The sequence below is a fragment of the Pseudomonas sp. GL-B-26 genome, assembly GCF_019947405.1.
GTDB lineage: Bacteria > Pseudomonadota > Gammaproteobacteria > Pseudomonadales > Pseudomonadaceae > Aquipseudomonas.
The window spans coordinates 78960-104903 of the sequence record NZ_JAGYGJ010000020.1 but is presented as its reverse complement, the minus strand read 5'-3'; the positions used below and the strand labels follow the sequence as shown (position 1 = coordinate 104903).

The window sequence follows — 25944 nt, the reverse complement described above, 5'->3', positions numbered from 1 at the left end:
GTGTATCAGTCGACATCAATGTTGAATGTTGAATGTTAAATCGCTTTCGCGAGCAAGCCCGCTCCCACATTGGAACTGTGTCGTTTCAAATGGCTGATCAAAAAACAACCACCACTTTGCAGGCTATATGCAGCATGGCCTGTAGGACCTTTCACTCAGGTTATCCACAGGCAGTTCCACAGGCATTGTGGGTAAAGACTCACACCTCAATGACAACCTGATGACTGCCAGACCCGTTGCGCACTGTGATGCAGGATTCCATGACGGCGTGCCAACGCCTTGCGGTCCTTGCTGTAACCGCCGCCTATCACGCCGACCACCGGAATATCCCGGCCCAGGCAATGGCGCATCACGCTTTCATCGCGAGCGGCGACGCCTTCGTCTGTCAGCTTCAGGTAGCCGAGCGCGTCATCTTTATGCACATCGACGCCGGCGTCGTACAACACCAGGTCAGGTTGGTAGAGCGGCAGCAAATAATTGAGCGCATCGTCCACCACCTTCAGGTAATCGGCATCGCCCATGCCTTTGGGCAGTGGAATGTCCCAGTCACTTTCGGCTTTGCGTGCAGGAAAGTTCTTCTCGCAGTGCAGGGAAACGGTCACCGCTTCCGGGGTGTTGTGCAGAATCCGTGCAGTCCCGTCGCCCTGATGCACATCGCAGTCGAAGATCAGCACCCGATTCACCCGACCACTTTCCAGCAGAAAATGGCTGATCACCGCCAGGTCATTGAAGATGCAGAACCCGGCAGGATGGTCGTAATGCGCGTGATGGGTGCCGCCGGCCAAGTGACAGGCCAAACCATGCTCCAGCGCCTGCTCGGCCGCCAGCAGCGAGCCGCCAACCGCACGTACTGTACGCCGGGCCAGGGCTTCGCTCCACGGCAGGCCGAGGCGCCGTTGGTCTTCGCGGGACAACTCGCCGCCCATGTAGCGTTCGATATACGCAGGGTCATGTGCGAGCGCGAGAATCTCTGGCGGGCAGAGGTCGGGGCGCAGCAGGTCAGCGTCCCGGGTCAGTCCGCTGTCCACCAGGTGATCGCGCAGCAGGCGAAACTTGTCCATGGGGAAGCGGTGATCCGCCGGGAACTCGGGACTGTAGTCTTCGTGGTAGATCAGGGGCAGGGGCATGGCTGATTTATACAGGACGGTAGGTAGGGATGAGTGAAGGATCCTACCAGCGATGTAGACTTGCGGCATGGGAACGGGGGGCATGATGGAACCGATACTGGAACTCGAGAGCGCGCGACTGCTGTTGCGGCAGTGGCGCGATGAGGATTTGCCGGAGTTTGCGGCGATGTGCGCCGATCCACAGGTGATGCGATATTTCCCGGCGCCTTTAAGTCGTCTGGAAAGTGCCTCGCTGATCGGACGGATTCGTGGCCATTTCGCCGAGCATGGCTTCGGTCTCTGGGCGCTGGAACGCAAGGACACCGGGGCATTTATCGGTTTTACCGGGCTCCTAGTGGTCGGCTTCGAAGCGCGTTTTACCCCGGCCACCGAAATCGGCTGGCGTCTGGCCCGAGAGCACTGGGGCCTTGGCTACGCCAGTGAAGCGGCGTGGACCGCTCTGCGCTGCGGGTTTGACCGGTTGGCGCTGAAAGAGGTCGTGTCCTTCACCACCGAAACCAACACGCCGTCACAGAAAGTCATGCAGGCAATCGGCATGCACCATGATTCAGCCGATGATTTCGACCACCCGATGCTCGCGACCGATCATCCCCTGCGTCACCATGCGCTGTACCGCATCACCCGTGAACAATGGCTGCAAACCTTGCATGGATAAGCCGGCACGGACGTTTACAATGGCTCCCATGGGCCCTGGCCAGAAATTGAATCGACCGTCGCAGCCAAGACTGCGCGGCATGCGTTGTGTGAGGAGAGTCTGAATGAGCCAAGTGTTGGATGATCTGGTTGACCTGCTGACCCTGGAACCGATTGAAGAAAACCTGTTCCGTGGCCGCAGCCAGGACCTGGGTTTTCGTCAGCTGTTCGGTGGTCAGGTGATCGGTCAGTCCCTGTCGGCGGCCAGTCAGACCGTCGAAGAGGCGCGCCATGTGCATTCGATGCACGGCTATTTCCTGCGTCCCGGCGATTCCGCGTTGCCTGTGGTTTATCAGGTTGACCGGGTGCGCGACGGTGGCAGTTTCAGCACGCGGCGGGTGACGGCGATCCAGAAGGGCAACCCGATTTTCACCTGCAGTGCGTCGTTCCAGTACGACGAAGAAGGCTTCCAGCATCAGTCCGAGATGCCAACCGTGGTCGGCCCGGAAAACCTGCCCTCGGAGCTGGAGCTTGCTCAGCAGCGTGCGCACCTGATTCCTGAGCACATGCGCGAAAAACTGCTGTGCCCGAAACCGATCGAGTTCCGCCCGATCACCGAGAAAGATCCCTACAACCCGCAGCCGTCCGATCCGATCAAGTACGTCTGGTTTCGCGCCGACGGTGCCTTGGCCGATTCGCCGGCGCTGCATAAATACCTGCTGGCCTACGCCTCGGATTTCGGTCTGTTGACCACGTCGATGCAGCCCCATGGCAAATCGGTCTGGCAGAAAGACATGCAGGTCGCCAGCCTCGATCACGCGCTGTGGTTCCATCAGGATCTACGTGCCGATGATTGGTTGCTGTATGCGATGGACAGTCCTTGGGCGGGTAATTCCCGTGGTTTCTCCCGTGGTAGCGTGTTCAATCGTGCCGGGCAACTGGTGGCTTCGGTCACTCAGGAAGGTTTGATTCGTCACCGCAAGGATTGGGCATGAGCCTGGCCGAGGTGCGGCACTGGGTGTTCGACATGGACGGCACCCTGACGGTGGCCGTGCATGACTTCGCGGCGATCCGCGTGGCGTTGGCGATTCCTGCCGAAGACGACATCCTGACCCACCTCGCCGCGCTGCCGGCCGATGAAGCCGCCGCCAAACATGCGTGGTTGCTGGAACATGAACGAGACCTGGCGCTCGGTTCGAAAGCGGCACCGGGCGCCGTAGAACTGGTGCGTGAGCTGGCCGGGCGCGGTTATCGCCTGGGCATTCTCACGCGCAATGCTCGCGAACTGGCGCACGTCACGCTGGAGGCGATCGGCCTGGCCGACTGCTTCGCGGTGGAGGATGTGTTGGGCCGTGATGAAGCACCGCCAAAACCGCATCCCGGTGGGTTGTTGAAGTTGGCCCAGGCCTGGAATGTCCCGGCCAGTGAGATGGTGATGGTCGGTGATTACCGTTTTGATCTGGATTGCGGTCGGGCGGCAGGGGCGCGGACGGTGTTGGTGAACCTGCCGGATAATCCCTGGCCGGAGCTGGCGGATTGGCATGCGGCGGATTGCGTGGCGTTGCGGGAAATGTTGTCGGCTTGAGGGGTTGGTTGTCTGGTTAATCGCTTTCGCGAGCAAGCCCGCTCCCACATTGGAATACGGTCAAATGTGGGAGCGGCGGTGCGACGATTCGACTTGCTCGCGAAGGGGCCTTGCTAGCCACCACAAAAACTCACTGACCGAACAACGCCTTCTGCCCCTGCGGCGAGTTAAACATCCCATCCCCGTCATGCCCGACCCCGGGCACTTCAATCAGTTGCTGACTCAATCCTTGAGGATGCAGCCGCTTCAGATAAGCAAAATAATTGCGCCCTCGAGCCAATCGATTGGCTCCCTGGGCTTGGGCCTCACAGCTTTTATCCAACGCCGGCTGCTTCGGGTCGCTGTCCTGCTGCCCGAGCAGATAAACGACATCGCGTTTGACGTAGTTTTCCTCCAACTGCTTGGCTGTTTGCCCTCCTGCGTAGGCGGGTAAATCCTTCAGCCCATATTTCCAGCGATTGAAATTCGGGCAACCGGCGTGGCTGAACGCCACTGGCCGTCGTTCATCGAAGTACGCATAAGACGACGGGTTGGCAATGACGTAACGCACCTGTATGTCGGCCGCCTTGAGCGCTGGCTGATCGTGGCCCAGCAACGCGTATCGCTGCACCACCTGAGCGCCCCCGGAGTGACCGGCGATGACAATTTGCTTCACGTCTGGAAACTGTTTTCGATCACCGATTCGGGCGATGATTTCGTCGAGCGCCGCGTAGGAGCTCAGGGAAAACGGAGCGGTAGATAAACCGCCCGCCATCCAGTCATTGCCCTGCCAGCGCAATACGCTGTCAGCCACGGGATGGGCCGCGACGTCGGTGTCATTGAGGAATTGCGGGGCGAGCACCAAGGTGCTCGCGCTTTGCCCGGCCTGTTCGGCCGCATGCACGGCGCTCTGGCGATAGGTGTCGGCATTGCGCAATCGACCATGGACGATGATCAGCACACGTTCGATTTTTTTCGGCGCCGGGCCGATGCCCACCGCGATTTCACCTGCAGTCAGCAGCAGGCGTCCGGGGCTGACTTCCTTGACCGCATGCTCGGCAGCCTGGGCGTTTGCGCAGGTGATCAGTAGAGCTAACAGCCACTTGTTCATTTATAGGTTTTTCGCTGCAAAGGTATCGCACTGGCCGACCTGGCCTTGCGCGAATCCGGTTTTGAACCAGCGCACCCTTTGCGCCGACGTACCATGAGTAAACGAATCCGGGACCACGCGCCCCTGACCTTGCTGTTGCAAGCGGTCATCGCCGATGGCATTGGCGGCGTTCAAGGCTTCTTCGATGTCACCGGGTTCCAGCCAGTTCAGCCGTTTCTGCGCATTGTTGGCCCAGACTCCGGCCAGGCAATCGGCCTGCAGTTCCTGGCGTACCAGCAAACCACCGTCGCCTTCCATCTGCCGGCCCTGTTGGCGGGCGGTCTGAATCTTCGCCGAAACACCGAGCAAGGTCTGCACATGGTGTCCGATTTCGTGAGCGATCACGTAGGCCTGAGCGAAGTCGCCAGCGGCGGAAAAACGTTGGGACATTTCCTGGAAGAAACTCATGTCCAGGTAGACCTTCTGGTCTGCCGGGCAATAGAACGGGCCGGTCGCCGATGTCGCCAGGCCACAGGCCGAATTGACGCGGTTGCTGAACAGCACCAAGGTCGGCTCCTTATATTGACGACCAGCCTGCTGGAAAATTTGACCCCAGGTGTCTTCGGTATCGCCGAGGATCGAACGCACGAACTCGGCTCCTTCGTCAGTGGCCGGCGGTGCCTTGCGGGTTTGAGTCGGCGCCGGTGCCGATTGCTCGGTCATCTGCCCGGTCAGTTGTCCGAGGATTTGCAGCGGGTCCTGGCCGGTGATCCAGCCGATCCCGACGATCAAGATAATCGCCGTCAGGCTCAGACCTTTGCCGCCACCAAAGCGCATCCCGCCACCACCGCCGCCGCCGACATCATCTCCACGGGCATCGACCACGTTGTCGCTGCGTCGGCCTTTTTTCCATAGCATGTGGGAATCCTCTGATTGTCCGTGGGGATGAGTGTTGCTGCTGAGTGGGAGCGGCGCCAGTCCGGTCGTCCATCTTTTGTTGCGCACAGCAGCCTTCCCGGCAACCTGTGGTGGGTGGCCGGGAGTCTTCCAGACTCGTATTGAACACGGACAACCCATCTAATTCCTTCAGACGACGGGTTTTTATCGAGCAGGCGACCGACTGCTTCGAGGGAATCACTGGTCGAACGCATCCCACACTGGCGCAAAGTCCGGATTGACCTGGCGTTCGCGTTTGGACAAACCAGCGATCAACGCACGGTCTTCGTCATCCAGATTCACCTCGAGCGCCGCCAGGTTGGCCAGTTGATTGGCCTGGCTGCTGGCTTTTGGAATGGCGGCCACGTTCGGTTGATCAAGCAACCACTTGAGTGCCACTTGCGTTGGCAGGACTCCGTGTTTGGCGGCGATCTGCTGAATGTGCGGGATGTCCGAGACCTTGTTGCGGGCCAGTGGCGTGTAGGCCGTCAGCGCCAGGTCATGTTGACGGGCGTAGTCCAGCAGAGCGTTTTGTCCGAGCAGTACGTGGTACTCGACCTGGATGGCTGACAGCGGCGTACCCAGTTCCTCGACGACATTGCGCAACAACGGCAGTGGAAAATTCGCCACACCGATGTTGCGCGCCAGTCCTTGTTCCTTGAACGACACCAGGGTCTCGATCATGCGCGGCAGGTCCCAATCGGTGGTCGGCCAGTGGATCATGAACAGGTCAACGTAATCGCTGTGCAAGGCCTTGAGGCTGCGGTCCATGGAATGGCGCATGGCATCGGGTTGAAGCTGATCCCACCAGACTTTGGTGGTGACGTGGATGTGATTGCGAGGGGTAGGACTGTTCATCAGCGCTTGGCCGACGGCGTCTTCATTGTTGTAGGCCGCGGCGGTGTCAATGTGCCGATAACCCAATGCCAAGGCCTGTTCCACGGCGCGTGTGCATTCTTCGCCGAGCATCGGCCAGGTGCCGAGGCCGAGTTTGGGCATGTTCAAACCCTGTGCATTAACGATGCGCTGCATAGTCGATCTCCTGTTCGTAATCGGTAATTCCTGCGATATGTCGCGCGGCGATGTAGCCGAAGGTCAACGCCGGGCCCAGATTGATGCCGCCGGCGGGGTAGTGGCCGCCCATGATGCTGGCCATGTCGCCGCCCGCCGTGTACAGCCCGGCGATGGCCTCGCCCGATTCGCCGAGAACCTGGGCGTGTTCATTGACCTTGAGGCCGGCGAAGGTGCCGAAGCAGCCGGGCTGAACCTTCACGGCATAGAACGGACCTTGTTCGATCGGGGCGACGCAAGGGTTGGGTTGCTGCAACGCATCACCCTGTTTGCGGTTGTAAGGCGTCAAACCGCGACCGAACAGCGGGTCTTCACCATTGCGCGCGTGCCGGTTGTATTCGGACACAGTGCTGCGCAAACCGTTCGGGTCGATGCCACAGGCCTCGGCCAATTCCTCGATCGTGTTACCGGTTTTCAGATAGCCGCTGCGGATAAAGGATGACAGCGGCAGCGGAAACGGCCGAGAGATACCCAAGCCATAACGCCGCTGAAAGCCATGCGTGCAGACCAGCCAGGAGGCGACCGCTTCGCCCTTCGGAGCGGCGGCGACCATGGCAGTCACATAGTCGTAGTAGCCGTTGGCTTCGTTGACGAAGCGCTGGCCGTTGCTCAACACGCCGATGATCCCCGGTTTGCCGCGCTCGATGATGTGCGGGAAGTGGCCGATGCTGCCGTCCTTATGTGGCACTTGCGAAACCGGCGCCCAGGCCACGGGGGAGGTCATGTCGGTGTTGACTCGGGCGCCAGCGCTTTCGCCCAGTCGCAGGCCATCGCCGCAGACGCCGAGGGGTGGCAACGCCAAGTGTTCGTGCCCGGTTGGCGTACGGGGAAACAATGCCTTGCGCCGCTCGATGTCATTGGCAAAACCGCCGGCCGCCAGCACCACGGCCTTGCGTGTACGGATGCGGATTTTGCCTTTGGCGGTGCTGACCACCGCGCCTCGAACCTGATCGTTTTCGCGCAGCAGCTCGGTAACGCGCGCCGACTCCCAGAGCAATACGCCGAGGTCTTCGGCGGATTTTGCCAACCGAGCCACCAGCGCGACACCGTTGACCAGTTGCATCGCCCGACCATGCACCGCGAGGTCAAGCAAGTGTCGCGAAAAGCGCCGGGTCACATGCCAGGCCGCCGACAGCGAGTGCGTCAGATTGAGAAATGCCGAGAGGTCCGCGCCTGCCATGATGGGCATGCCCATGAACGACGTTTCCCGCAGGGTCTTGCGAAGACGCTTAAGCAGCTTGCCGACTTTTCGCCCGTCATAAGGCGCCGCGATGACCGAGCGCCCACCGGTGCCGGCGCCCGGTGTATCGCCATGAATATCGGCAATGGCGTTGCCGTCGGCAAACTGCAGCGAGGTGTGCTGCTCAAAGAACGCCACCATCCGCGGCCCGGCTTCGAGGAAAGCGTCGATCATGGCCGGCTCGTAACGCTCGCCCAATTCGTGTTTCAGGTAAGTGCGCGGTTGCTCAACGTCTTCGACGATCCCGGCGCGCCGGGCCAAGGGGTTGCACGGCACCCAGGCCCAGCCACCGGACCATGCCGTGGCGCCGCCGAACACCGGATCTTTTTCGACCACGATGACTTTCAAGCCGTGCCACGCCGCGGTGACTGCAGTCGATAGCCCGGCCGCACCGGAGCCGACGATCAGCACGTCGCAATCGATATCCGGGAGATTTTTTGATTCGGCAGGCATCGTCTGAAGCTCCGGCGGTTTGTATTTTTTAGAATTTGATTCCAGAAAATATAGGAGCGTAATCGAGCTCGGCAACCGTTCAACGGGTAAAGCGGGCGGTAATCGGACAGTGGGTTCCAGATTTCGCATTCGGCCGGTTGTCTTCTAGAATCGGACAAATTTTGTGTGGAACCTCCCATGGCCGGCAGTCAGATCGAACGTGTTTTCAGCGTGCTTGAAAGCCTCACCAGTGACCCTCGTGGGCTGCCGATGCAGACACTGGCGGAGCAACTGGATATTCCCAAAAGTGCGACTCACCGGTTGCTTGCCGAGCTGATTCGGCTGGGTTATGTGCGGCAGAATCCGGAGAACCTGCGGTATCACCTGTCGACCAAACTGGTGGCCATGGGTTTCCGTTACCTGTCGGGCAGCGGCGCCGATATTGTTCAGCCGGTGCTTGATCGCCTCGCCCAGGAAACCGGCGAACTGGTGCGGCTTGGGGTGATTGAAGGTGAGCGGCAGATCTGGATCGCCAAATCCCAGGGCGCCCGTTCCGGCTTGCGCTACGACCCGGACATGGGCCGCGATGCGCCCTTGTTTTACACCGCGTCGGGGCATGCGTGGCTGGCGTGTATGAGCGATGCCGAGGCGCTGTCTCTGGTCGAACGGCAGGGTGGCGAGCGGCCGAGGGACCTTGGGCCAAATGCTCCGCGTTCCAACATCGAGCTGCTGGAACGCCTGCGTATGGCGCGGGAGCAGGGTTATGCCTGGGTCGAGGAAAGTTCGGCGGTGGGCACCTCGGCGATTGCTGCGGTGGTGCGACATCCGAGTGATGGTCGAGTCATCGGTGTGCTGAGCATCGCCGGGCCCAGCGCGCGGATGCCGGGAGCGCGACTGCATGAGTTGGCGCCGCTGTTGTTGAAGTTTACCGAGGAGCTGTCCGCTGCGAGCCTGGCTTCAGAGTTGTTCAGCTGATTGATGTGTGCGTTGTTCGCACACTTTTTCGGTTTGCTTGTGTAAGAATCTGGAACCAGGTTCTAAATTATTGGAATTCGCTCTTCCAACAATAATCACAAGAGGACCGCACCATGAGTTCACCCCTGCATATTGCCCTGATCGGGGCTGGCAACATGGGCCAGCAGCACTACCAGCATCTGAAGTCGCTGACGGAAGCGACCTTGTGCGCAGTGGCCGATCCGGGTCCGCAAACAGCGGGCCTGGCGGCGGAATGGGGCGTGGCGTATTTCGCGGATCACCGTCAGATGTTGGAGCATGTGAAGCCAGACGCGGTGATCGTCGCCAACCCGAATACGCTGCATGTCAGCACCGCCCTCGATTGCCTCGCTGTCGGCGTGCCGGTCCTGCTGGAAAAACCGGTGGGCGTGCACAGGGATGAAGTCCGCGAGCTGGTCGCCGCTTCGAAAGCCACGGGCGTTCCCGTGCTGGTCGGTCATCATCGCCGGTACAATCCGTTGATCGTTCGCGCCCATGAACTGGTGCAAAGCGGCGCACTGGGCCGGCTGACGACGGTGACGGCGCTCTGGCAATTGCGCAAACCCGACAGCTATTTCGAGACGCCCTGGCGCCGCGAACCCGGCGCGGGAATGTTGCTGACCAACCTGATTCACGACCTCGATCTGCTTCGGCATTTGTGCGGCGAAGTGCGGCAGGTTCAGGCGATCACCAGCAATGCGGTGCGCGGGTTCGCCAACGAAGATTGCGCGGCGGTGTTGCTGCAATTCGACAGCGGCGCGCTGGGTAGCCTGACCGGTTCGGATGCGGTCGCGGCGCCCTGGAGCTGGGAGCTGGATTCCGGCGAGAACCCGGTGTACCCACATCAGGCCGATCAGCCGTGTTATCTGCTGGCCGGGACTGGCGGTGCGTTGAGCATTCCGCAACTCAAGCGTTGGCACTACGCCGACACCGATGGGGGATGGCATCAACCGTTGCTGTCGGTGCAGGAACACTTCAGCGCCGATGAAGCGCTGCGTTTGCAGTTGCAGCATTTCGTGCGCGTGGTGCGTCGGGAAGTCGAGCCGATGGTGAGCGTCGCCGATGCCGCCCGTACCTTGGCGCTGATTGAAGCGATTCGTGAGGCTGCCGAAACCGGCCGTGCCTGCGCCCCGACCTTGATCGAGGGTTGAACATGAACAGGAACGATCGGATCTTTTCCCTGGCCAGCCTGACAGTGCTGGAATTGTCACCGCCCGAGATGGTCGAAGTGGCAGCACAGGCTGGTTACAGTCATGTCGGATTACGGTTAGAGCCTGCGACGCCTGAAGAACACCACTTTGCGCTGGTCGCCGATGTCGGGTTACGGCGCAGGACGTTGGCGCGACTGCGCGATACTGGCATTCGTGTGTTGGATGTCGAAATCCTGCGTCTTAAACCGGAAACCATCGTCGCCGATTTCGAGAAGATTCTGGCGGTCGGTGCCGAATTCGGTGCCAGCGAATTGCTGGTGGCCGGTAACGATTCTGACGAACAGCGGCTCACCGATAACTTCGCTCGGCTGTGTGATCTGGCGGCATCGTACGGGCTTCATCCGCATCTGGAGTTCATGCCGTGGACCGATGCGCGCAATCTTGAGCAAGCGGTGCGCATCGTCGAAAACGCGGGGCGTGAAAACGGCGCGGTGTTGGTGGATGCCTTTCACTTCGACCGTTCGGGTTCACGGCTGGAAGCTCTGGCCACAGTTGCCCCGTCACGGTTACGGTATGCCCAGCTGTGCGACGTTGGCGGGCCACGGCCAAAGGACATGGCCGAGATTCTGCGCCAGGCCCGTAACGAGCGACGTTTCCCGGGTGATGGCGATTGTGATCTGGCGGGGTTGTTGCAGTGTTTACCGGCCGATATTCCGTTGAGCCTGGAGATCCCCACCGTGAAATTGCTTGAGCAGGGCGTGAGTGGATTGCAGCGGGCGCGGATGGCGTTGAGTAAAACCCATGAGTTGTTAGCTCGGCTGTAAGGGATGCTTTTAAATAGTTGCTGCAAAACACAAGGGATATCGAATGACCGTCAGCACTCCGCTCTCCGGCGTAAACCAACCCTTCAAAGGGATTCTGCTGATCGTCGTTGCGACCTTCCTGTTTTCCAGTCACGACGCCTTGTCGAAATACCTCTCGGGCTTCTACCCGATCGTCATGGTGGTCTGGGCCCGTTATCTGGTTCACACCTTACTGATGGCCGGGATTTTTCTGCCGCAATCCGGGCTGGGTGTCCTACGAACCAAACGGCCGTTACTTCAGCTGTTGCGGGCGTTGTGCTTGTTGGGCACCAGTCTGTTTTTCACCACCGGCTTGCAGTACATCCCCTTGGCCGAAGCCACGGCGGTCAACTTTCTTGCACCGGTTCTGGTGACTGCGCTGTCGGTGCCACTGCTGCGCGAACACGTCACGCGTGGCCAGTGGATTGCGGTGATTTGCGGATTCATCGGCGTGTTGATCATCGTCCATCCCGGCGGAGAACTCTTTACCCCGGCGGTGTTGCTGCCGCTCTGCTCGGCGCTGTTTTTCTGCTTCTATCAGTTGCTCACCCGCAAGCTCAGTGAAATCGACAGCCCGACCACCAGCAACTTTTTCGCTGGGCTATGCAACACATTGGTGATGAGTGCGCTGGTGCCATTCTTCTGGCAAGTTCCCAGCCTGGGGCATGGATTCATGATGGTGGCGCTGGGCGCCTGCGGGATGACGGCTCACCTGTTTCTGACACAAGCCTTCCGCCACGCCGCCCCTGCGTTGTTGGCGCCGTTCGGTTATTGCCAGATTGTCTTTGCCGGTTTGCTGGGCTGGTTGCTGTTTGCTCACACGCCGACCCTGACCACGGTGGTCGGGATCGCGGTGATTTGTTGCAGCGGGTTGGCAGCAGCCTGGCAGCAGAGTCGTCGGTGAGGCCGTTCAAAACCTGAAGCGCACGACCAGGTTTTGCAGGCCTGCCGCCAGTTGCGATAACGCCTGGCTGGTGGCGCGGGTCCGGGTCGAGGCATCGGCGCTTTCAAGCGACAAGTCGCGAATGTTCAGCAGATTGCGATCCACCTCTCGAGCCACTTGCGCCTGTTCTTCCGAGGCACTGGCGATCACCAGATTGCGTTCGTGTATCTGCTCCATCGCTTGGGTAATCTGCGCCAGCGCCAGGCCCGCCTGTTCGGCAATCGACAGGGTTTGGGCCACGCGCTGACTGTTACCGTGCATCGACAGCACCACGCTGTCGGTATCGCCCTGAACCCGGCCGATCATCTGTTCGATTTCCCGGGTCGATTGCTGGGTGCGATGGGCCAGCGCCCGGACTTCATCGGCCACCACCGCAAAGCCGCGCCCGGCTTCTCCGGCACGGGCGGCTTCGATTGCGGCATTGAGTGCCAACAGATTGGTCTGTTCGGCGATGGCGCGGATCACGTCCAGCACCTTGCCGATTTCCCGGGATTGCTCGGCCAAGGTCTGAACCTGTTGCAGTGCGATGCCGGCATCGGCACTCATCGCCTGAATCGAGTTCAGTGTTTCGATCACCCGCGCCTGGCCCTGGCTGGCTTGCTGAGTGGACTGGCGCGTGCTGTCGGAGGTCGAGACTGCATTGCGTGCGACTTCTTCCACCGCGACGGTCATTTCATTGACTGCCGTGGCGGCTTGCTCGATTTCATTGTGTTGCTGCTGCAGGCGACTGGAATCCTGCTGAGTGCTCTGATTCATCTGCCCGGCGGCTGCGGCCAGTTGGGTCGAGGTGGCGCTAATCAGTTGCAGGGTTTCGCGCAGGCTGGTTTGCATGACCGACAAGGCCTTGAGCAAGCGCGCCGTTTCATCGGAACCGTGGCTCTGGATCGGTGTGCTCAGGTCACCGGTGGCCACTTGCTCGGCCACTTTCACCGCCTGACGGATCGGCACAACGATGCTGTGAATCAACAGCCAGGCCAGGCACAGGGTCAGGACCGAGACAGCAATAAGGGCCCCGATCACGGTGGTCTTGACCTGGCTGTATAGCGAATCGGCGTGCTGGCTCGACTGGCTGACTTCGTTGGCGGTGAGAGCCATCAGTTCGGCGAACTGGTCGCCAGTCCGGGTCGAGTAATCCTGGATTTTGCCATTGAGCAACGCAGTCATTTCTTCGCTGCGGTTTTCCCGCGACAACGTTTCGTATTGCGTCAGTGCCTGGCGGTAAAGGGTGACGGTGGCGACGAACTTTTCGAACGGGCCCCGGTTGTAGTCGCCGACCAGGGGCGTGAATTTGTCCAGGCTCTGCTCAAGCCAACCCTGCACCTGATGCAGACGGGCGACGGTTGCGTCGAGCACCTTGGGCTCGCGGTTGAGCGCCATGCGCAGGCTGAGCACGCGAATACTCAGTATGTAATCACGGGTTTCACCCAGGTAGCGGGTGCTGGGCAGGGAGATGTTTTCAGTGTGCTGACCGGTGGCGCGCACTTCGGCGACCTGCTTGAGGGCAAACAACCCCTGCAACAAGACCAGCAGGGCAATGACGCCGAAGCTGATCGCGGCGCGTTTGGCGATGCTCAGGTGACCTGGCGACATGGGTTGACCTCTGTGGAATCGAGAGAGAAAAACGTGAATGCAGGAACGGCGGGCATAAAAAAGCGCAGGCCTGAAATCAGGCCTGCGCCGAGGGAGCATCAGACTTCTACGGTCGGAATCTTGCGCGGTGCCATGAAGTACATCCAGATCAGCGCGATGAAGTACATCGCCGGAATCATGGTGAACAGCACGGTGTAGTTGTTGTTGGTGATCGTCAGAATGTGGCCGACCAACTGGGTCATGAACATCCCGCCGATGGCCGCGCACATGCCACCGAAGCCGAACACCGTACTCATCATGTGTTTAGGCGTGTAGTCCATTACCAGGCTCCAGATGTTCGCGGTCCAGGCCTGGTGCGCACCGATGGCCAGGGAGATGGCGAACACGGCGACCCACAGACTGCTCGACCCCGCCGCCATGATCACGCCGATGATGCAGCAGGCGAACAGGAACATCGACATCAGGCGCGCCTTGATCGGGTTGACCCCGCGGCCGATCAGGAACGAGGAGAGGATCCCGCCGCCGACGCTGCCGAAATCGGCAGTGAGGTAGATGATGATCAGCGGGATACCCATCTGGGTCACGTTGATCCCCAGGTTGTATTGCTGATTGAGGAACGGCGGCAGCCAGTAGAGGTAGAACCAGAACACCGGCGCGGTGATCGCGTAAGCCAGGGCGAAGGCCCAGGTGCCACGCATGCGCAGGATTTTCGAGAACGGTACGCGGGATTGTTCCGGCTCTACTTCCTTCTGGATGTAATCCAGTTCCGATTGTTTAACGCTTGGGTGATCTTCCGGGTTGAAGTACTTCAAGCCCCAGAACAGCAACCAGATCCCGCCCAGTGACGACATGCACAGGAACGCGGCCTGCCAGCCCCAGACATGCAGGATCAGCGGCAACAACATGGGGGTGAACATCGCACCGACGTTGGTCCCGGCGTTGAAGATGCCGGTGGCCACGGCGCGTTCGCCGGCCGGGAACCACAACCGGGTGGTCTTCACGCACGCCGGGTAGTTGGCGGCTTCCGTCAGACCCAGAATGAATCGGCAGACCATGAAGCCGACGGCCGACGTGGCCAGGCCATGGGCGCCGGTCGCCAGGCTCCAGAGCAGCACGGCGAAGAAGAACACGCGCTTGACGCCGACCCGATCGATCAACCGGCCTTGCAGCACGAAACCGATGGCGTAGCCGACCTGGAACCAGAAGTTGATGTTGGCGTAGTCCATCGCCGTCCAGCTCATTTCCTTGGCGAGGATTGGCTGCATCACGCCCAGTGCGGCGCGGTCAATGTAGTTCAGGGTGGTGGCGAAGAACACCAGCGCCAGCATGCCCCAACGGGTTTTGCCGACCGCCATGGCGCCGCGGATTTTATCGCCGATGCCGCCAGTGGCAGGAGTCATGGAGGAACGCTCCACGGGAGAGCTTTGAGAAGGAGTCATGTAGGCCACCGATTATTTTTATGTGGTGTTCTGGGTCTTTGGTAACCGGGTCCTGTTGTTCACGGCCGGACCCAATGTGGTGTTGATGTTGCGCAGTGGACGAAAAATCGTCAATTCGCCAAGGGCCATTGTGTTCGATAATCGAACACAAAACTAACCGGGTAGTACACTTTGAATTGCTGTGTCGATTCGACCGGCCAATAATTCGTTCACAGATCAACGCGATCCCTGATCCCTGTAGGAGCTGTCGAGTGAAACGAGGCTGCGATCTTTTGATCTTAAAAACCGACATCAAAAGATCGCAGCCTCGTTTCACTCGACAGCTCCTACGTAAAAGCGAAAGCGTGCGATATCGATAAAAAGATTGTCTCCACCACCGGGAGTCGAAGTATGCAGCGTTCCATTGCCACCGTGTCCTTGAGCGGTACCCTGCCGGAAAAACTCGAAGCCATTGCCGCCGCCGGTTTTGACGGGGTGGAGATTTTCGAGAACGACCTTCTCTACTACGACGGCAGTCCGCGGGAAATTAAACAGATGTGCGCCGATCTCGGGATCGCGATCACGCTGTTTCAACCCTTCCGGGATTTTGAGGGCTGCCGCCGCGACCGCCTGCCGCGCAACCTGGAGCGGGCCGAGCGCAAGTTCGACCTGATGCAGGAACTGGGCACGGACCTGGTGCTGGTGTGCAGCAACGCTTCGGCCGACTCTATCGGTGACGAACAGATTTTAGTCGACGACTTGCGCCTGCTGGCCGAACACGCCGGTGCCCGTGGTTTGCGGATCGGCTACGAAGCGCTGGCCTGGGGCCGCCACGTGAACACTTATCAACAGGTGTGGAACATCGTCCGTCAGGCCGATCATCCAAACCTCGGCGTGTTGCTGGACAGTTTCCACACGCTGTCGCTCAAGGGTGATCCGAGCGCGATTGCCGAAATTCCCGGCGACAAGATTTTCTTCGTGCAAATGGCCGACGCGCCGATCCTGGCCATGGACGTGCTGGAGTGGAGCCGGCACTTCCGCTGTTTCCCGGGCCAGGGCGAATTCGATCTGCCGGGTTTCCTCGCGCCGATCATCAAGAGCGGTTACACCGGGCCGTTGTCGCTGGAGATCTTCAACGACGGCTTCCGCGCTGCACCACCGAGGGCCAATGCCGCCGACGGTTTGCGCTCGTTGCTCTATCTGGAAGAGAAAACCCGCGAGCGTCTGGCGCAGGAAGCCACGCCACCGGCCACTGTAGACATTCTGTTCGAGACGCCCCAGGCCAGCGAGTACAACGGCATCGAATTTCTTGAGTTCGCCGTGGACGAGCGCCTTGGCGCCAAGCTGTCCCATTGGCTGGAGCGGCTGGGTTTCGTCAAGACAGGGCAACACCGCTCCAAGAGCGTGAGCCTGCTGCGTCAGGGTGATATCAACCTGATCCTCAACTCCGAGCCTTACTCGTTCGCCCACAGTTTTTTCGAAGCTCACGGTCCATCACTGTGCGCCACTGCCGTGCGGGTCAAGGACAGCGCCAGTGCGCTGGCCCGGGCCGTGGCTTATAAAGGCCAGCCGTATCGCGGGCTGGTTGGCCCCAATGAACTGGAACTCGCCGCGGTGCGCGCGCCGGATGGCAGCCTGATTTATCTGGTGGACCAGGATGCCGACGTCTACGGCACCGACTTCAACCTGCAACCCACCGCCGTGACCAGCGGCGGCCTCAAGCGCATCGACCACATGGCTATGGCGCTGCCGGCCGACAGCCTCGACAGTTGGGTGCTGTTCTATAAAAGCCTGCTGGATTTCGAAGCCGACGACGAAGTGGTGCTGCCTGACCCGTACGGTCTGGTAAAGAGTCGGGCGCTGCGCAGCCGGGACAGTTCGATCCGTTTGCCGCTGAATATTTCCGAGAACCGCAACACCGCAATCTCACACGCGCTGTCGAGTTATCGCGGCTCTGGCGTGCATCACATCGCCTTCGATTGCGACGACATCTTTGCCGAAGTCAGCCGGGCCAAAGAGGCGGGCGTACCGCTGCTGGATATCCCGCTCAATTACTACGATGACCTCGCCGCGCGGTTCGATTTCGACGACGAGTTCCTCAGCGAACTGGCCTATTACAACGTGCTCTACGACCGCGATGCCCAGGGCGGCGAGCTGTTTCATGTGTACACCGAGCCGTTTGAAGGACGGTTCTTCTTTGAAATTATCCAGCGCAAGAACGGTTACGCAGGTTACGGCGCCGCCAACGTCGCGGTGCGACTGGCGGCCATGGCCAAGTCTCGAAGCGGCGCCGTACGTCAGGCAAAGTTGTAGGAAAATCGTAAACACGGGTACAAACCGCCGCCGCACGGCTTCCTTCACTGTGCGGCGCGGCCCATAATCGCCAACCTGTGCAGTGATGGCCGTGAGCCCGCAATGACGATAACTTCAGACCTCTCCGCAGCGCCCGACGAGCCGATTGTCGAGCCGCGCAAGAGTCGCAAGAACAACCCGGAAAAGACCCGCGAGAACATCCTTCAAGAGGCGATTGTCGAGTTCGTCCAGCAGGGGCTTTCCGGCGCTCGCGTCGATGCGATTGCCGAGCGCATCCACACCTCAAAACGCATGATCTATTACTACTTCGGCAGTAAGGAACAGCTCTACATCGAGGTGCTGGAGAAACTCTACGGCGATATCCGCAGCACCGAAAACCGTCTGCACCTGACCGAACTGGCTCCGGTGGAAGCGATTCGGCGGCTGGTGGAATTCACTTTCGACCACCATGATCACAATGTCGATTTCGTGCGTATCGTCAGCATCGAGAATATTCACAACGCTGAATACGTGAAACGTTCCGATGCGATCAAGGCGATGAACAACACCATCCTCGATTCACTGGGCGAGATTTTGCGTCGAGGTGCTGAGGAAGGAGTGTTCCGTGCGGGGCTCGAGCCGTTGGATGTGCATCTGCTGATCAGCTCGTTCTGCTTCTATCGCGTGTCGAACCGCCATACCTTCGGTGAGATCTTTCAGATCGACTTGCCGGACGAAAGCATCAAGCAGCGTCATCGAGAGATGATTTGCGAGTCGGTTTTGCGCTATCTGCAAGCCTGATGTGGGGTGAGGGGATTGCCCCCTCGCCACATTCGTTCAGCCATTCATGCTCTGAAAATGTTCCAGCATCCGCTGCGCATCCGGCACCACGCCGCTGAACAACTCAAATGCCTTCACCGCCTGAAACACCGCCATGTTGCCGCCATCCAGCGTGCGGCAACCCAACGCGCGGGCGTTGCGCAGCAGTTCGGTTTCCAGCGGGAAGTAAACAATCTCCGCCACCCACAACTCACCTCGAAGCAATTCCACTGGCACTGGCATGCCCGGCAGTTTTTTCATGCCCATGGGGGTGGTGTTCACCAGACCGTCAGCCTGGGCCAGGGTGCTCGGCAAGTCATGTCCCGCCACAGCCCGGCCGACGCCGAAATGTTGATTGAGATTGTCCGCCAGGCTCTGCGCACGGCTGATCTCCACGTCAAAAATGTTCAGCAGCTGTACGCCTTCACTCAAGAGTGCATGGGCCACTGCCGCACCGGCGCCACCGGCGCCCATTTGCACGACGCGCTCAAGGGCAACGCCCTTCAAGCCTCGACGAAACCCCTCGGCGAACCCAAGGCAATCGGTGTTGTGGCCGATGCGTTTGCCGTCCTTCAACACCACCGTATTCACCGCCCCAATGCCGCGGGCTTCTGGTGACAATTCGTCGAGCAGCGGGATGATCGTCTGCTTGCAGGGGAAGGTGATATTCAGGCCGGTGAAGTTCATCCGCTCGGCGGCCATCAACAGGTCGGGCAGGGCGCCGCTGTCGAGTTTCAACTGGTCCAGATCGATCAGGCGATAGAGGTAACGCAAGCCCTGGGCATCGCCTTCATGCTCGTGCAATGCCGGGGTGCGAGAAGCCTGGATGCCGGCGCCGATCAGTCCGGCCAGTACCGCGTTGGTCTGAGTCACGGCGTTCACCCCTTCAAACGTTGGCTGAAATGCTCCAGCGCCAGGCGATAGCCGTGGCTGCCGAAACCGGCCATCACCGCCGTGGCAATGGCCGAAACAAAAGAGTGGTGGCGGAAGGGCTCGCGGGCATGAACGTTGGACAGGTGGACTTCGATCACCGGCAATTCGCTGGCGACCAACGCATCGCGGATCGCGACCGAGGTGTGGGTCCAGGCGGCCGGGTTGATGACGATCCCGGCGCAGCGGCCGCGCGCGGCGTGAATCCAGTCGAGCAGTTCGCCTTCATGATTGGTCTGGCGGAACTCCACCGCCAGGCCGAACTCTTCGGCGGCACGACCGCATAACGCTGAGATGTCGGCCAGGGTTTCGTGGCCGTAAGTCGCCGGTTCACGGGTGCCGAGCAGGTTTAGATTCGGGCCGTTGAGCACCAGAACGATAGGGGGCATCGGGGTCTCTCCACTTATTGTTTTTGGCATTGGCCGAGGGTTTCAGCCTGTGGAGATAAATTGTACTATCTGGTTAATTTGGTCAATTGAAGAGGCGGTTCTCAGGGCTAATGTGTGCGGTGATCGGACAGTTTCGGCTTTTCAGCGGGGCAGATGCTCCACCAGAAAATCGATAAACGCCCTCAAACGCAACGGCATATGGCGAGTTTGCGGGTAGAGCAGGGTGAACGGTCGCGAGCGCCCACCATAAGGCTTGAGCACCTCCACCAGCGAACCATCGGCCAATTCGTTTTCGACAATGAAACGATAGGTCTGAAACAGTCCCGCCCCGTGTTTGGCCAGGGTCACGCCGCCCAGTACGTCGTCGGAGCAACTGAGATTGCCCTCGGCCAGAATTTCCCGGTGCACACCATTGTCGTTGAACAGCCAGGCAATCCGCCGACCGCTGCTGGGCAATTCGTACTGGATGCACTCGTGTTGTTTGAGATCGTCCAGCGTGTGTGGAATGCCCGCATGCTTCAGGTAGTCAGGACTGGCAATCATCACCAGCGCGGCGTCTTCCAACTGTCGGGCGATCAGACCGGAATCCGGAATCGCCCGCACGCGGATCGCCATGTCATAGCCTTCACCGACGAAATCGATGTTGCGATTACTGATATGCGACTCGACCTTCACCGCCGGAAAGCGAGCCCGAAATGCCGGCAACAGCGGCAGAATCCGGTGATGGGCATAGGTGGTGGGAATGCTGATGCGCAAGGTGCCGGAAGGCTGTTGCTGCTGGCCCATGACCTCGCGTTGGGCCTCGACCAGTTGCGCCAGCGCCTGACGACATTCCTCGTAATACCGCCGACCACTGTCGCTCAGTTTGACGCTGCGGGTGGTGCGGGCGAACAACTGCACGCCCAAGCGTTCCTCCATGCGGGACACCGAGCGGCTCACGGCTGCCGGCGTCACGCCAGCCACCAGCGCGGCGGCGGTAAAACTGCCGGCTTCGGCCGCCAGACAAAACAGTTCGATGCTGCCCAGCTGAAGATCGTCGAATTGTCGCTGCATGATTGATTACACCGGGGATCAAATGAAGGACTGAATTTCACCACCATTTTTGTGGAGGCGGTGAAAGGATTGCTTACCAATTTTCGCCGTTATCCGCCGGCCTGATAAGAGCCTGAGCGCTAGGCTCAATGGAGGATGGCTGATCGAATGCTCAGCGCCAGTTATCGGATTTTCCAGGGAATGTCGGGTCTTCGGGCTCATTAACCTAACGGATGGGTTAGCATGAGATTATTCAGCTACAAAGGGTTTTCAATGGTGATCATGTTGCGCGATGAGCACTGCCCGCCGCATGCACATGTGGATGCCGGAACCTGGAGTGCGCGCTTCAAATTCAGCTTCTGGCACAACAGTGTCGAGCTGTGGGACGTGGTTCCTATTTCTCGCAGGCCATCTGTGGCGGTGCTGGAAGGGTTGCGTCACGCGCTCGGACAACCCGCTCATTTGCGCCGCGCTCGGTGTATCTGGTGGGACAAGCTGCACACGGTCTGCCTCGATCATCAGATATGGGACTGGCAAACCAGCGAAGTCGTGGTGGTAAAAAAGGTCGCCAGTACGACCTGCATGATTGGCTCGGCTTGCTATGAGCCCGAGACGAACAAGACCCTACTGGCGCTGATGGGCGTTCCGGAGGGCGTGGAGATCGAACTATGAAAACGATAACAGCAAAAATGTTGGTGGATCGGCCCGTTACCGAAGCCGTGCTGGATGAAGCTATCCAGCGTGGCCAGGTGCGCCACAAAGGCGGTCTGCGGGCGACTTCGGTGACCTTTGTGGAACCGTGCCTGGCGGTCAATTTCATTGATGGCAGTGGCGTGCTGTTGCCCGTGCAGCACTATCCGGAGTTCGATGATTTCGACGTCGAAGATTTCGCAGACCTGGAAGTCGGCTTTTCCGGGACAGCCCTTTGCCACGAGGGCAAGGATCTGCAGGTCTCCATCGCCGGGATGGTTTCGGCCAGCAAGCCGCTGATGGATATGGCCGCGTCGGTCATCGCCTCGCGTAATGGTCGCCAAAGCAGTGCCGCCAAGGCTGAGGCTGCGCGGTCGAATGGCCGAAAGGGCGGGCGCCCCCGCAAGACAGATATCACCCTTTAAGCACGCACAAAAAAGCCGTCGTGATGACGGCTGATTTGTTTCTGCCAACGGCAATCAACGACGGGTCAACAACACCCCGGATTCCATGTGATGGGTCCACGGGAACTGGTCGAACATTGCGCATCGGGTGATGCGATGGGTGTCGTGCAACTGGGCGATGTTGGCCGCCAGGGTTTCCGGGTTGCAGGAAATGTAGAGGATGTTGTCGAAGCGACGGGTCAGCTCGCAGGTGTCCGGGTCCATGCCGGCGCGAGGAGGATCGACGAAGACGCTACCGAACTCGTAGCTCTTCAGATCGATACCGTGCAGACGACGGAAAGGACGAACTTCGTTCAGGGCTTCGGTCAGCTCCTCGGCGGACAAGCGCACCAGGGTGACGTTATCCACAGCGTTTTCGCTGAGATTGCTCAACGCGGCATTGACCGACGCCTTGCTGATTTCGGTGGCCAGCACTTTGCGCACGCGCGTCGCGAGCGGCAAGGTGAAGTTGCCATTGCCGCAATACAGCTCCAGCAAATCGTCGGAGCGATCACCGAGTGAGTCGTAAGCCCAGTTGAGCATCTTCTGGTTCACGGTGCCGTTGGGCTGGGTGAACGCGCCTTCCGGCTGGCGATAGCTGAAGGTGCGACCGCCGACGTCCATCTGCTCGACCACGTAATCGAGGCCGATCACTTCGCGTTTGCCCTTGGAGCGGCCGATGATGCTGACGTTCAGATCGGCTGCCAGTTTCGACGCTGCCGCGTGCCAGTGCTCGTCCAGCGGGCGGTGATAGCACAGCGTGATCATCGCATCGCCGGCCAGCGTGGTCAGGAACTCCACCTGAAACAGCTTGTGGCTCAGGGCCGCACTGGCTTGCCACGCCGCCTTCAGCTGCGGCATCAACTCGTTGATGCGCAGGCTGGCGATCGGGAACTCTTCGATCAGGATCGGCGTGCGTTTGTCTTCCTGGGAAAACATCGCGTAGTGACGCTCACCGGCTTCGCGCCACAAGCGGAATTCGGCGCGCAGGCGGAAGTTCTGCAGCGGCGAGTCGAACACCGCAGGTTCTGGCGCACCGAACGGGGCCAACAGGTCACGCAGGCGCGTGACCTTTTCTTCGAGTTGAACGGCGTAAGCTTGGGAATCAAAAGTCATGCGTTGAACCAACCCAACTTGATCACGAACAGAATCGACAGAATCACCAGTGCCGAGTTCAGCTCACGGCCGCGACCGGACAGCAACTTGATTGCGGTCCAGGAGATGAAACCAAAGGCGATGCCGTTGGCGATGGAATAAGTGAACGGCATGGCCAGAGCAGTGACCACGACCGGTGCGGCGACGGTGATGTCGTCCCAGTCTATTTCGGCTAGGCCGGATGTCATCAATACTGCGACGAACAGCAGTGCAGGCGCGGTCGCAAAGGCTGGAACGCTGGCCGCCAATGGCGAGAAAAACAGCGCCAACAGGAACAGAATCGCCACGACAACAGCGGTCAGGCCGGTGCGGCCACCGGCACTCACTCCGGCTGCGGATTCGATGTAACTGGTGGTGGTCGAGGTGCCCAGCAGCGAACCGGCCATGGCCGCGGTGCTGTCGGCGATCAGGGCGCGACCCATTTTCGGCATGTGGCCATCCTTGCCCATCAGGCCCGCGCGCTTGGCGACGCCGATCAGGGTGCCGGAATTGTCGAACAGGTCGACGAACAGGAAAGCGAAGATCACGCTGACCAGACCAATGTCCAGGGCGCCCTTGATGTCCAGTTGCAGGAAGGTCGGGGCCAGGGACGGTGGGATCGACATTACGCCGCCGAACGGGGTGAAGCCCATCACGATCGAAACGATGGTCACCGTCAGAATGCCGATCAGTACCGCGCCGCGCACTTTAAGCGCTTCGAGCGCCACGATCAGGGCAAAGCCGAGGGTCGCGAGGATCGGGGCCGGTTGTTTCAAATCGCCGAGGCCGACCATGGTTGCCGGGTTGCTGACCACGATGCCGGCGTTGTGCAGGGCAATCAGCGCCAGGAACAGACCGATACCAGCGGCAATCGCCGAGCGCAGCGCCAGTGGGATGCTGTTGATGATCCATTCGCGGATGCGGAAGATCGACAACAGGAAAAACATCACTGCCGAAATGAACACCGCGCCCAGCGCTACTTGCCAGGTGTGGCCCATGTGCAGGACCACGGTGTAGGTAAAGAAGGCGTTCAGGCCCATGCCCGGCGCGAGAGCGATCGGGTAGTTGGCGATCAGGCCCATCACCGTGGAGCCGATGGCAGCTGCCAGACACGTGGCGACGAACACCGCACCCTTGTCCATGCCGGTCTCGCCGAGGATGCTCGGGTTGACGAACAGAATGTAGGCCATGGCCAAAAAGGTCGTGAAGCCCGCCAGAATCTCGGTCCGCACGTTGGTGTTATGTGCCTTGAGTTGAAACAGCCTTTCCAGCATGTCTGCTCCCCGTGGCGCGCCAGGCGCCGTGAATGTATCGACCTCAACAGCAAAGCACAGACCGCTGCAGGCGCCTGGTAATTTTCTATGGGTCGGAAAAAGCCGCGCATCATACCAGCAGCGTGGGGCTATGGCTGCTTATGGCTGCGATCGTCGTCGATGTTTTGCGGTAAAGCCAAGTGCGCCATACTGCGCGCTGGTTTTGGGGGTACTTATGTATTGCATGAATAAACGTCTGATTGCCGTGTTCGGAGTGTCGATCGCCATGTTCCTGGGGGCACACACCGCCTCGGCCGCATCGGCGGCGCCGCTGAGTCAGGTGAAGGTACTCAAGGTCGAGTCGCCGGCCTGCGGCTTTGAAGACATCGCGCAGGGGCAAGAACAAACCCGCTGCAATCACAGCGGACCGAACATCAAGGTCTACGTGCTGGAAGTCGGTTACGGTCGTAGCGCGCATGTCGGGCTGGATGGTTTTGAGGTGAACGGCACCCGGACCCCTATCTGTGCTTTCGATAATGGCAATCTGACCGATTGCACCGTCGGGAGAAAAACCGTCGGCAATTTGTATGTCTTCGATCTGGCAGGCAAGCAGGAAGGCACGTTCACCTTCAGCAACACGTCGATCAACGCGCCCGGCAATACGCTGTCGACGCAGCTTTACATCAAGTAACGGCCGGTTCGAACAAGGGGCAGGAAAGCTGACTACGCTTTAAAGATTATCCTGTGGACTGCGCCCATGACCTTTAGAGCTCTGATTACCCTCGCCGAGGGCATCGATGACCTGCAAGCAGTGACCCTGATCGATGTGCTGCGCCGTGCCAAGGTTGAATTGGTGGTGGCCAGCATTGAGGGGCGGCGCATGCTCACCTGCGCGCGCGGCACCCGAGTGACGTCCGATGCGATGCTGGTGGACGTGCTGGCACAGCCGTTCGACCTGATCGTCCTGCCCGGCGGTGCCGTAGGGGCGCAACATCTGGCGGCGCATCAACCCCTGCAACAATTGATCAAGGATCAGGTGGCGGCCGGGCGTCTGTTCGCCGGCATCGCCGAGGCCCCGGCGCTGGCGCTGCAAGCCTTTGGCGTACTGCGTCAGCGGCGCATGACCTGCCTGCCATCGGCCAGCCATCAACTGTTGGGGTGCAACTTCGTCGATCAACCGGTGGTGGTCGATGGCAACTGCATCACTGCCCAAGGTTCAGGGGCGGCGTTGCAATTCGCCTTGACGCTGGTGGAACAACTCTGCGGCAAAGCCAGGCGAGCGGCGGTGGCGGGGGAGTTGGTGGTCTAGAGAGTGTCAGGCGTGGACGGCAATGAGTTCGATGACCGGTTGCTCACGATGCTCCGCTTGCCAAAGATCGTAGTCGGTCTGAATACCTAGCCACATTCTGGCCTTGCCAATTCCAGCCCGCTCCAGGCGTACCGCCAAATCAGGACTGATCGGCGCGTGGCCATGCAGCACTCGCGATAGATGCGGGCGCGCAAATCGCAGGTGCCGGGCCAGCTCTGTGACGCTGATACCAAGTTCGGGCAATACATCCATCAAAAGGGTTTCGCCAGGGTGTGGCGGGTTGTGCATGGGCATGTCCTGCCTCCTGTCAGTGGTAGTCCAGATAGTCGACCAGTTCGATGTCTGAATCGATAAAACGAAAAATAATCGCCAGTTCCCCCGAAACGCTCAGTGACCAATATTCGGTCAACTCTCCTTTGAGTGGGTGTAATCGCCATCCCGGAAGGTCCAGATCGCCAGGTAGCGTTGCGCGGTCCATGAACTGAAGCATTCGAGACAGACGCTTCGCATGGTCTGCGCGGATCCCACGAGTCGAACCTGTTTCATAGAAGCCACGAAGGCCTTTGTGCTGAAAGGATTTGATCATGGGACAAGTGTAAGGCGATACATTACACCTGATGCAC

The 25944-nt window shown here is 59.9% G+C and carries 27 protein-coding genes and 1 pseudogene; 13 read left to right on the top strand and 15 right to left on the bottom strand.

What is annotated here, in order from left to right; genetic code table 11:
- Nucleotides 1–206 precede the first annotated feature (206 nt).
- A complete protein-coding gene (locus KGB23_RS15350; RefSeq protein WP_033054220.1) occupies nt 207–1127 on the bottom strand; it encodes a histone deacetylase in 921 nt (306 codons plus the stop codon).
- 85 nt (nt 1128–1212) lie between these two features.
- Between KGB23_RS15350 and KGB23_RS15345 the strand changes: the two genes are divergently transcribed.
- The 3 genes from KGB23_RS15345 to KGB23_RS15335 all read left to right on the top strand — a co-directional run bounded on the left by KGB23_RS15345 (nt 1213) and on the right by KGB23_RS15335 (nt 3345).
- Nucleotides 1213–1782: a GNAT family N-acetyltransferase gene (locus KGB23_RS15345; RefSeq protein WP_223431690.1), complete on the top strand. Its 570-nt coding sequence runs from the start codon at nt 1213–1215 to the stop codon at nt 1780–1782.
- Nucleotides 1783–1885: 103 nt separating this feature from the next.
- Nucleotides 1886–2755 carry an acyl-CoA thioesterase II gene (gene tesB, locus KGB23_RS15340; protein ID WP_129441008.1) on the top strand — a complete coding sequence of 290 codons (870 nt, stop codon included), beginning with the start codon at nt 1886–1888 and terminating at the stop codon, nt 2753–2755.
- Entirely contained in the window at nt 2752–3345 is a 594-nt protein-coding gene (locus tag KGB23_RS15335; protein ID WP_223431688.1) for an HAD family hydrolase, read from the top strand. Before tesB ends, KGB23_RS15335 begins: the two co-directional genes overlap by 4 nt.
- Before the next feature lie 130 nt (nt 3346–3475).
- Here the strand turns inward: KGB23_RS15335 and KGB23_RS15330 are convergent, their stop codons facing one another.
- From KGB23_RS15330 to KGB23_RS15315, 4 genes are all read right to left on the bottom strand, one after another.
- A complete protein-coding gene (locus tag KGB23_RS15330; protein WP_223431687.1) occupies nt 3476–4435 on the bottom strand; it encodes an alpha/beta fold hydrolase in 960 nt (319 codons plus the stop codon).
- Nucleotides 4436–5332, bottom strand: a complete 897-nt coding sequence (locus KGB23_RS15325) for a neutral zinc metallopeptidase (protein ID WP_223431686.1) — start codon at nt 5330–5332, stop codon at nt 4436–4438. It lies immediately after the preceding gene.
- A gap of 216 nt (nt 5333–5548) precedes the next feature.
- Nucleotides 5549–6382 carry an aldo/keto reductase gene (locus tag KGB23_RS15320; protein WP_223431685.1) on the bottom strand — a complete coding sequence of 278 codons (834 nt, stop codon included), beginning with the start codon at nt 6380–6382 and terminating at the stop codon, nt 5549–5551.
- Complete coding sequence (locus KGB23_RS15315; protein WP_223431684.1) at nt 6366–8114, bottom strand: FAD-dependent oxidoreductase; 1749 nt, start codon at nt 8112–8114, stop codon at nt 6366–6368. Before KGB23_RS15315 ends, KGB23_RS15320 begins: the two co-directional genes overlap by 17 nt.
- A 177-nt stretch (nt 8115–8291) precedes the next feature.
- Here KGB23_RS15315 and KGB23_RS15310 point away from each other — a divergent pair, with 177 nt between their 5' ends.
- The 4 genes from KGB23_RS15310 (at nt 8292) to KGB23_RS15295 (ending at nt 11983) form a co-directional block, all read left to right on the top strand.
- Complete coding sequence (locus tag KGB23_RS15310; protein ID WP_223431683.1) at nt 8292–9068, top strand: IclR family transcriptional regulator; 777 nt, start codon at nt 8292–8294, stop codon at nt 9066–9068.
- A 113-nt stretch (nt 9069–9181) separates the two neighbouring features.
- The gene (locus tag KGB23_RS15305; RefSeq protein WP_223431682.1) at nt 9182–10237 is read left to right on the top strand and encodes a Gfo/Idh/MocA family protein; all 1056 of its coding nucleotides are present in this window, start codon (nt 9182–9184) and stop codon (nt 10235–10237) included.
- A gap of 2 nt (nt 10238–10239) precedes the next feature.
- The gene (locus tag KGB23_RS15300) at nt 10240–11061 is read left to right on the top strand and encodes a sugar phosphate isomerase/epimerase family protein (protein WP_223431681.1); all 822 of its coding nucleotides are present in this window, start codon (nt 10240–10242) and stop codon (nt 11059–11061) included.
- A 43-nt stretch (nt 11062–11104) separates the two neighbouring features.
- The gene (locus tag KGB23_RS15295) at nt 11105–11983 is read left to right on the top strand and encodes a DMT family transporter (RefSeq protein WP_223431680.1); all 879 of its coding nucleotides are present in this window, start codon (nt 11105–11107) and stop codon (nt 11981–11983) included.
- Nucleotides 11984–11989: 6 nt separating this feature from the next.
- Here KGB23_RS15295 and KGB23_RS30445 read toward each other — a convergent pair whose 3' ends face one another.
- The 3 genes and pseudogenes from KGB23_RS30445 to KGB23_RS15285 form a co-directional block, all read right to left on the bottom strand.
- Nucleotides 11990–12778: a methyl-accepting chemotaxis protein gene (locus tag KGB23_RS30445; RefSeq protein WP_411741502.1), complete on the bottom strand. Its 789-nt coding sequence runs from the start codon at nt 12776–12778 to the stop codon at nt 11990–11992.
- Nucleotides 12779–12844: 66 nt separating this feature from the next.
- Nucleotides 12845–13612, bottom strand: a pseudogene (locus KGB23_RS30440) (MCP four helix bundle domain-containing protein); the annotation flags it as partial.
- 98 nt (nt 13613–13710) lie between these two features.
- Nucleotides 13711–15012 carry an MFS transporter gene (locus KGB23_RS15285; protein ID WP_223431678.1) on the bottom strand — a complete coding sequence of 434 codons (1302 nt, stop codon included), beginning with the start codon at nt 15010–15012 and terminating at the stop codon, nt 13711–13713.
- Between the two features lie 429 nt (nt 15013–15441).
- On the opposite strand from KGB23_RS15285, the gene quiC reads away from it, so the two are divergent.
- Together quiC and KGB23_RS15275 are read left to right on the top strand one after the other, a co-directional pair.
- On the top strand, nt 15442–17343 hold the full coding sequence (gene quiC / locus KGB23_RS15280) for a 3-dehydroshikimate dehydratase QuiC (protein WP_223431677.1): 1902 nt from the start codon (nt 15442–15444) through the stop codon (nt 17341–17343).
- 102 nt (nt 17344–17445) lie between these two features.
- A complete protein-coding gene (locus tag KGB23_RS15275) occupies nt 17446–18123 on the top strand; it encodes a TetR/AcrR family transcriptional regulator (RefSeq protein ID WP_223431676.1) in 678 nt (225 codons plus the stop codon).
- Between the two features lie 36 nt (nt 18124–18159).
- Here the strand turns inward: KGB23_RS15275 and KGB23_RS15270 are convergent, their stop codons facing one another.
- The 3 genes from KGB23_RS15270 to KGB23_RS15260 all read right to left on the bottom strand — a co-directional run bounded on the left by KGB23_RS15270 (nt 18160) and on the right by KGB23_RS15260 (nt 20513).
- A complete protein-coding gene (locus tag KGB23_RS15270) occupies nt 18160–19014 on the bottom strand; it encodes a shikimate dehydrogenase (protein WP_223431675.1) in 855 nt (284 codons plus the stop codon).
- A gap of 5 nt (nt 19015–19019) precedes the next feature.
- On the bottom strand, nt 19020–19460 hold the full coding sequence (gene aroQ, locus KGB23_RS15265) for a type II 3-dehydroquinate dehydratase (protein ID WP_008084592.1): 441 nt from the start codon (nt 19458–19460) through the stop codon (nt 19020–19022).
- Between the two features lie 141 nt (nt 19461–19601).
- The gene (locus tag KGB23_RS15260; RefSeq protein ID WP_223431674.1) at nt 19602–20513 is read right to left on the bottom strand and encodes a LysR family transcriptional regulator; all 912 of its coding nucleotides are present in this window, start codon (nt 20511–20513) and stop codon (nt 19602–19604) included.
- A gap of 222 nt (nt 20514–20735) precedes the next feature.
- On the opposite strand from KGB23_RS15260, the gene KGB23_RS15255 reads away from it, so the two are divergent.
- A complete protein-coding gene (locus KGB23_RS15255; RefSeq protein WP_223431673.1) occupies nt 20736–21164 on the top strand; it encodes a DUF4160 domain-containing protein in 429 nt (142 codons plus the stop codon).
- Complete coding sequence (locus KGB23_RS15250; protein WP_223431672.1) at nt 21161–21607, top strand: DUF2442 domain-containing protein; 447 nt, start codon at nt 21161–21163, stop codon at nt 21605–21607. Before KGB23_RS15255 ends, KGB23_RS15250 begins: the two co-directional genes overlap by 4 nt.
- 54 nt (nt 21608–21661) lie before the next feature.
- On the opposite strand, the gene trmA is transcribed toward KGB23_RS15250, so the two are convergent.
- Together trmA and KGB23_RS15240 are read right to left on the bottom strand one after the other, a co-directional pair.
- Nucleotides 21662–22741 carry a tRNA (uridine(54)-C5)-methyltransferase TrmA gene (gene trmA, locus KGB23_RS15245; protein ID WP_046048756.1) on the bottom strand — a complete coding sequence of 360 codons (1080 nt, stop codon included), beginning with the start codon at nt 22739–22741 and terminating at the stop codon, nt 21662–21664.
- Nucleotides 22738–24033, bottom strand: coding sequence for an NCS2 family permease (locus KGB23_RS15240; RefSeq protein WP_150658226.1), 1296 nt, complete (start codon nt 24031–24033; stop codon nt 22738–22740). Before KGB23_RS15240 ends, trmA begins: the two co-directional genes overlap by 4 nt.
- 214 nt (nt 24034–24247) lie before the next feature.
- On the opposite strand from KGB23_RS15240, the gene KGB23_RS15235 reads away from it, so the two are divergent.
- Together KGB23_RS15235 and KGB23_RS15230 are read left to right on the top strand one after the other, a co-directional pair.
- Nucleotides 24248–24703: a DUF4879 domain-containing protein gene (locus tag KGB23_RS15235; protein ID WP_223431689.1), complete on the top strand. Its 456-nt coding sequence runs from the start codon at nt 24248–24250 to the stop codon at nt 24701–24703.
- A gap of 66 nt (nt 24704–24769) precedes the next feature.
- On the top strand, nt 24770–25321 hold the full coding sequence (locus KGB23_RS15230) for a DJ-1 family glyoxalase III (RefSeq protein ID WP_223431671.1): 552 nt from the start codon (nt 24770–24772) through the stop codon (nt 25319–25321).
- Nucleotides 25322–25327: 6 nt separating this feature from the next.
- Here KGB23_RS15230 and KGB23_RS15225 read toward each other — a convergent pair whose 3' ends face one another.
- Nucleotides 25328–25615, bottom strand: a complete 288-nt coding sequence (locus tag KGB23_RS15225; RefSeq protein WP_223431670.1) for a HigA family addiction module antitoxin — start codon at nt 25613–25615, stop codon at nt 25328–25330.
- A 13-nt stretch (nt 25616–25628) separates the two neighbouring features.
- On the bottom strand, nt 25629–25907 hold the full coding sequence (locus KGB23_RS15220) for a type II toxin-antitoxin system RelE/ParE family toxin (RefSeq protein ID WP_046054192.1): 279 nt from the start codon (nt 25905–25907) through the stop codon (nt 25629–25631).
- Between the last annotated feature and the right edge of the window lie 37 nt (nt 25908–25944).

Bases quoted from the DNA above. Each gene is read 5' to 3' on its own strand.
- KGB23_RS15350 (WP_033054220.1), bottom strand. From the start codon at position 1,127: ATGCCCCTGCCCCTGATCTACCACGAAGACTACAGTCCCGAGTTCCCG.
- KGB23_RS15345 (WP_223431690.1), top strand. From the start codon at position 1,213: ATGGAACCGATACTGGAACTCGAGAGCGCGCGACTGCTGTTGCGGCAG.
- tesB (WP_129441008.1), top strand. From the start codon at position 1,886: ATGAGCCAAGTGTTGGATGATCTGGTTGACCTGCTGACCCTGGAACCG.
- KGB23_RS15335 (WP_223431688.1), top strand. From the start codon at position 2,752: ATGAGCCTGGCCGAGGTGCGGCACTGGGTGTTCGACATGGACGGCACC.
- KGB23_RS15330 (WP_223431687.1), bottom strand. From the start codon at position 4,435: ATGAACAAGTGGCTGTTAGCTCTACTGATCACCTGCGCAAACGCCCAG.
- KGB23_RS15325 (WP_223431686.1), bottom strand. From the start codon at position 5,332: ATGCTATGGAAAAAAGGCCGACGCAGCGACAACGTGGTCGATGCCCGT.
- KGB23_RS15320 (WP_223431685.1), bottom strand. From the start codon at position 6,382: ATGCAGCGCATCGTTAATGCACAGGGTTTGAACATGCCCAAACTCGGC.
- KGB23_RS15315 (WP_223431684.1), bottom strand. From the start codon at position 8,114: ATGCCTGCCGAATCAAAAAATCTCCCGGATATCGATTGCGACGTGCTG.
- KGB23_RS15310 (WP_223431683.1), top strand. From the start codon at position 8,292: ATGGCCGGCAGTCAGATCGAACGTGTTTTCAGCGTGCTTGAAAGCCTC.
- KGB23_RS15305 (WP_223431682.1), top strand. From the start codon at position 9,182: ATGAGTTCACCCCTGCATATTGCCCTGATCGGGGCTGGCAACATGGGC.
- KGB23_RS15300 (WP_223431681.1), top strand. From the start codon at position 10,240: ATGAACAGGAACGATCGGATCTTTTCCCTGGCCAGCCTGACAGTGCTG.
- KGB23_RS15295 (WP_223431680.1), top strand. From the start codon at position 11,105: ATGACCGTCAGCACTCCGCTCTCCGGCGTAAACCAACCCTTCAAAGGG.
- KGB23_RS30445 (WP_411741502.1), bottom strand. From the start codon at position 12,778: ATGAATCAGAGCACTCAGCAGGATTCCAGTCGCCTGCAGCAGCAACAC.
- KGB23_RS15285 (WP_223431678.1), bottom strand. From the start codon at position 15,012: ATGACTCCTGCCACTGGCGGCATCGGCGATAAAATCCGCGGCGCCATG.
- quiC (WP_223431677.1), top strand. From the start codon at position 15,442: ATGCAGCGTTCCATTGCCACCGTGTCCTTGAGCGGTACCCTGCCGGAA.
- KGB23_RS15275 (WP_223431676.1), top strand. From the start codon at position 17,446: ATGACGATAACTTCAGACCTCTCCGCAGCGCCCGACGAGCCGATTGTC.
- aroQ (WP_008084592.1), bottom strand. From the start codon at position 19,460: ATGCCCCCTATCGTTCTGGTGCTCAACGGCCCGAATCTAAACCTGCTC.
- KGB23_RS15260 (WP_223431674.1), bottom strand. From the start codon at position 20,513: ATGCAGCGACAATTCGACGATCTTCAGCTGGGCAGCATCGAACTGTTT.
- KGB23_RS15255 (WP_223431673.1), top strand. From the start codon at position 20,736: ATGAGATTATTCAGCTACAAAGGGTTTTCAATGGTGATCATGTTGCGC.
- KGB23_RS15250 (WP_223431672.1), top strand. From the start codon at position 21,161: ATGAAAACGATAACAGCAAAAATGTTGGTGGATCGGCCCGTTACCGAA.
- trmA (WP_046048756.1), bottom strand. From the start codon at position 22,741: ATGACTTTTGATTCCCAAGCTTACGCCGTTCAACTCGAAGAAAAGGTC.
- KGB23_RS15240 (WP_150658226.1), bottom strand. From the start codon at position 24,033: ATGCTGGAAAGGCTGTTTCAACTCAAGGCACATAACACCAACGTGCGG.
- KGB23_RS15235 (WP_223431689.1), top strand. From the start codon at position 24,248: ATGTATTGCATGAATAAACGTCTGATTGCCGTGTTCGGAGTGTCGATC.
- KGB23_RS15230 (WP_223431671.1), top strand. From the start codon at position 24,770: ATGACCTTTAGAGCTCTGATTACCCTCGCCGAGGGCATCGATGACCTG.
- KGB23_RS15225 (WP_223431670.1), bottom strand. From the start codon at position 25,615: ATGCCCATGCACAACCCGCCACACCCTGGCGAAACCCTTTTGATGGAT.
- KGB23_RS15220 (WP_046054192.1), bottom strand. From the start codon at position 25,907: ATGATCAAATCCTTTCAGCACAAAGGCCTTCGTGGCTTCTATGAAACA.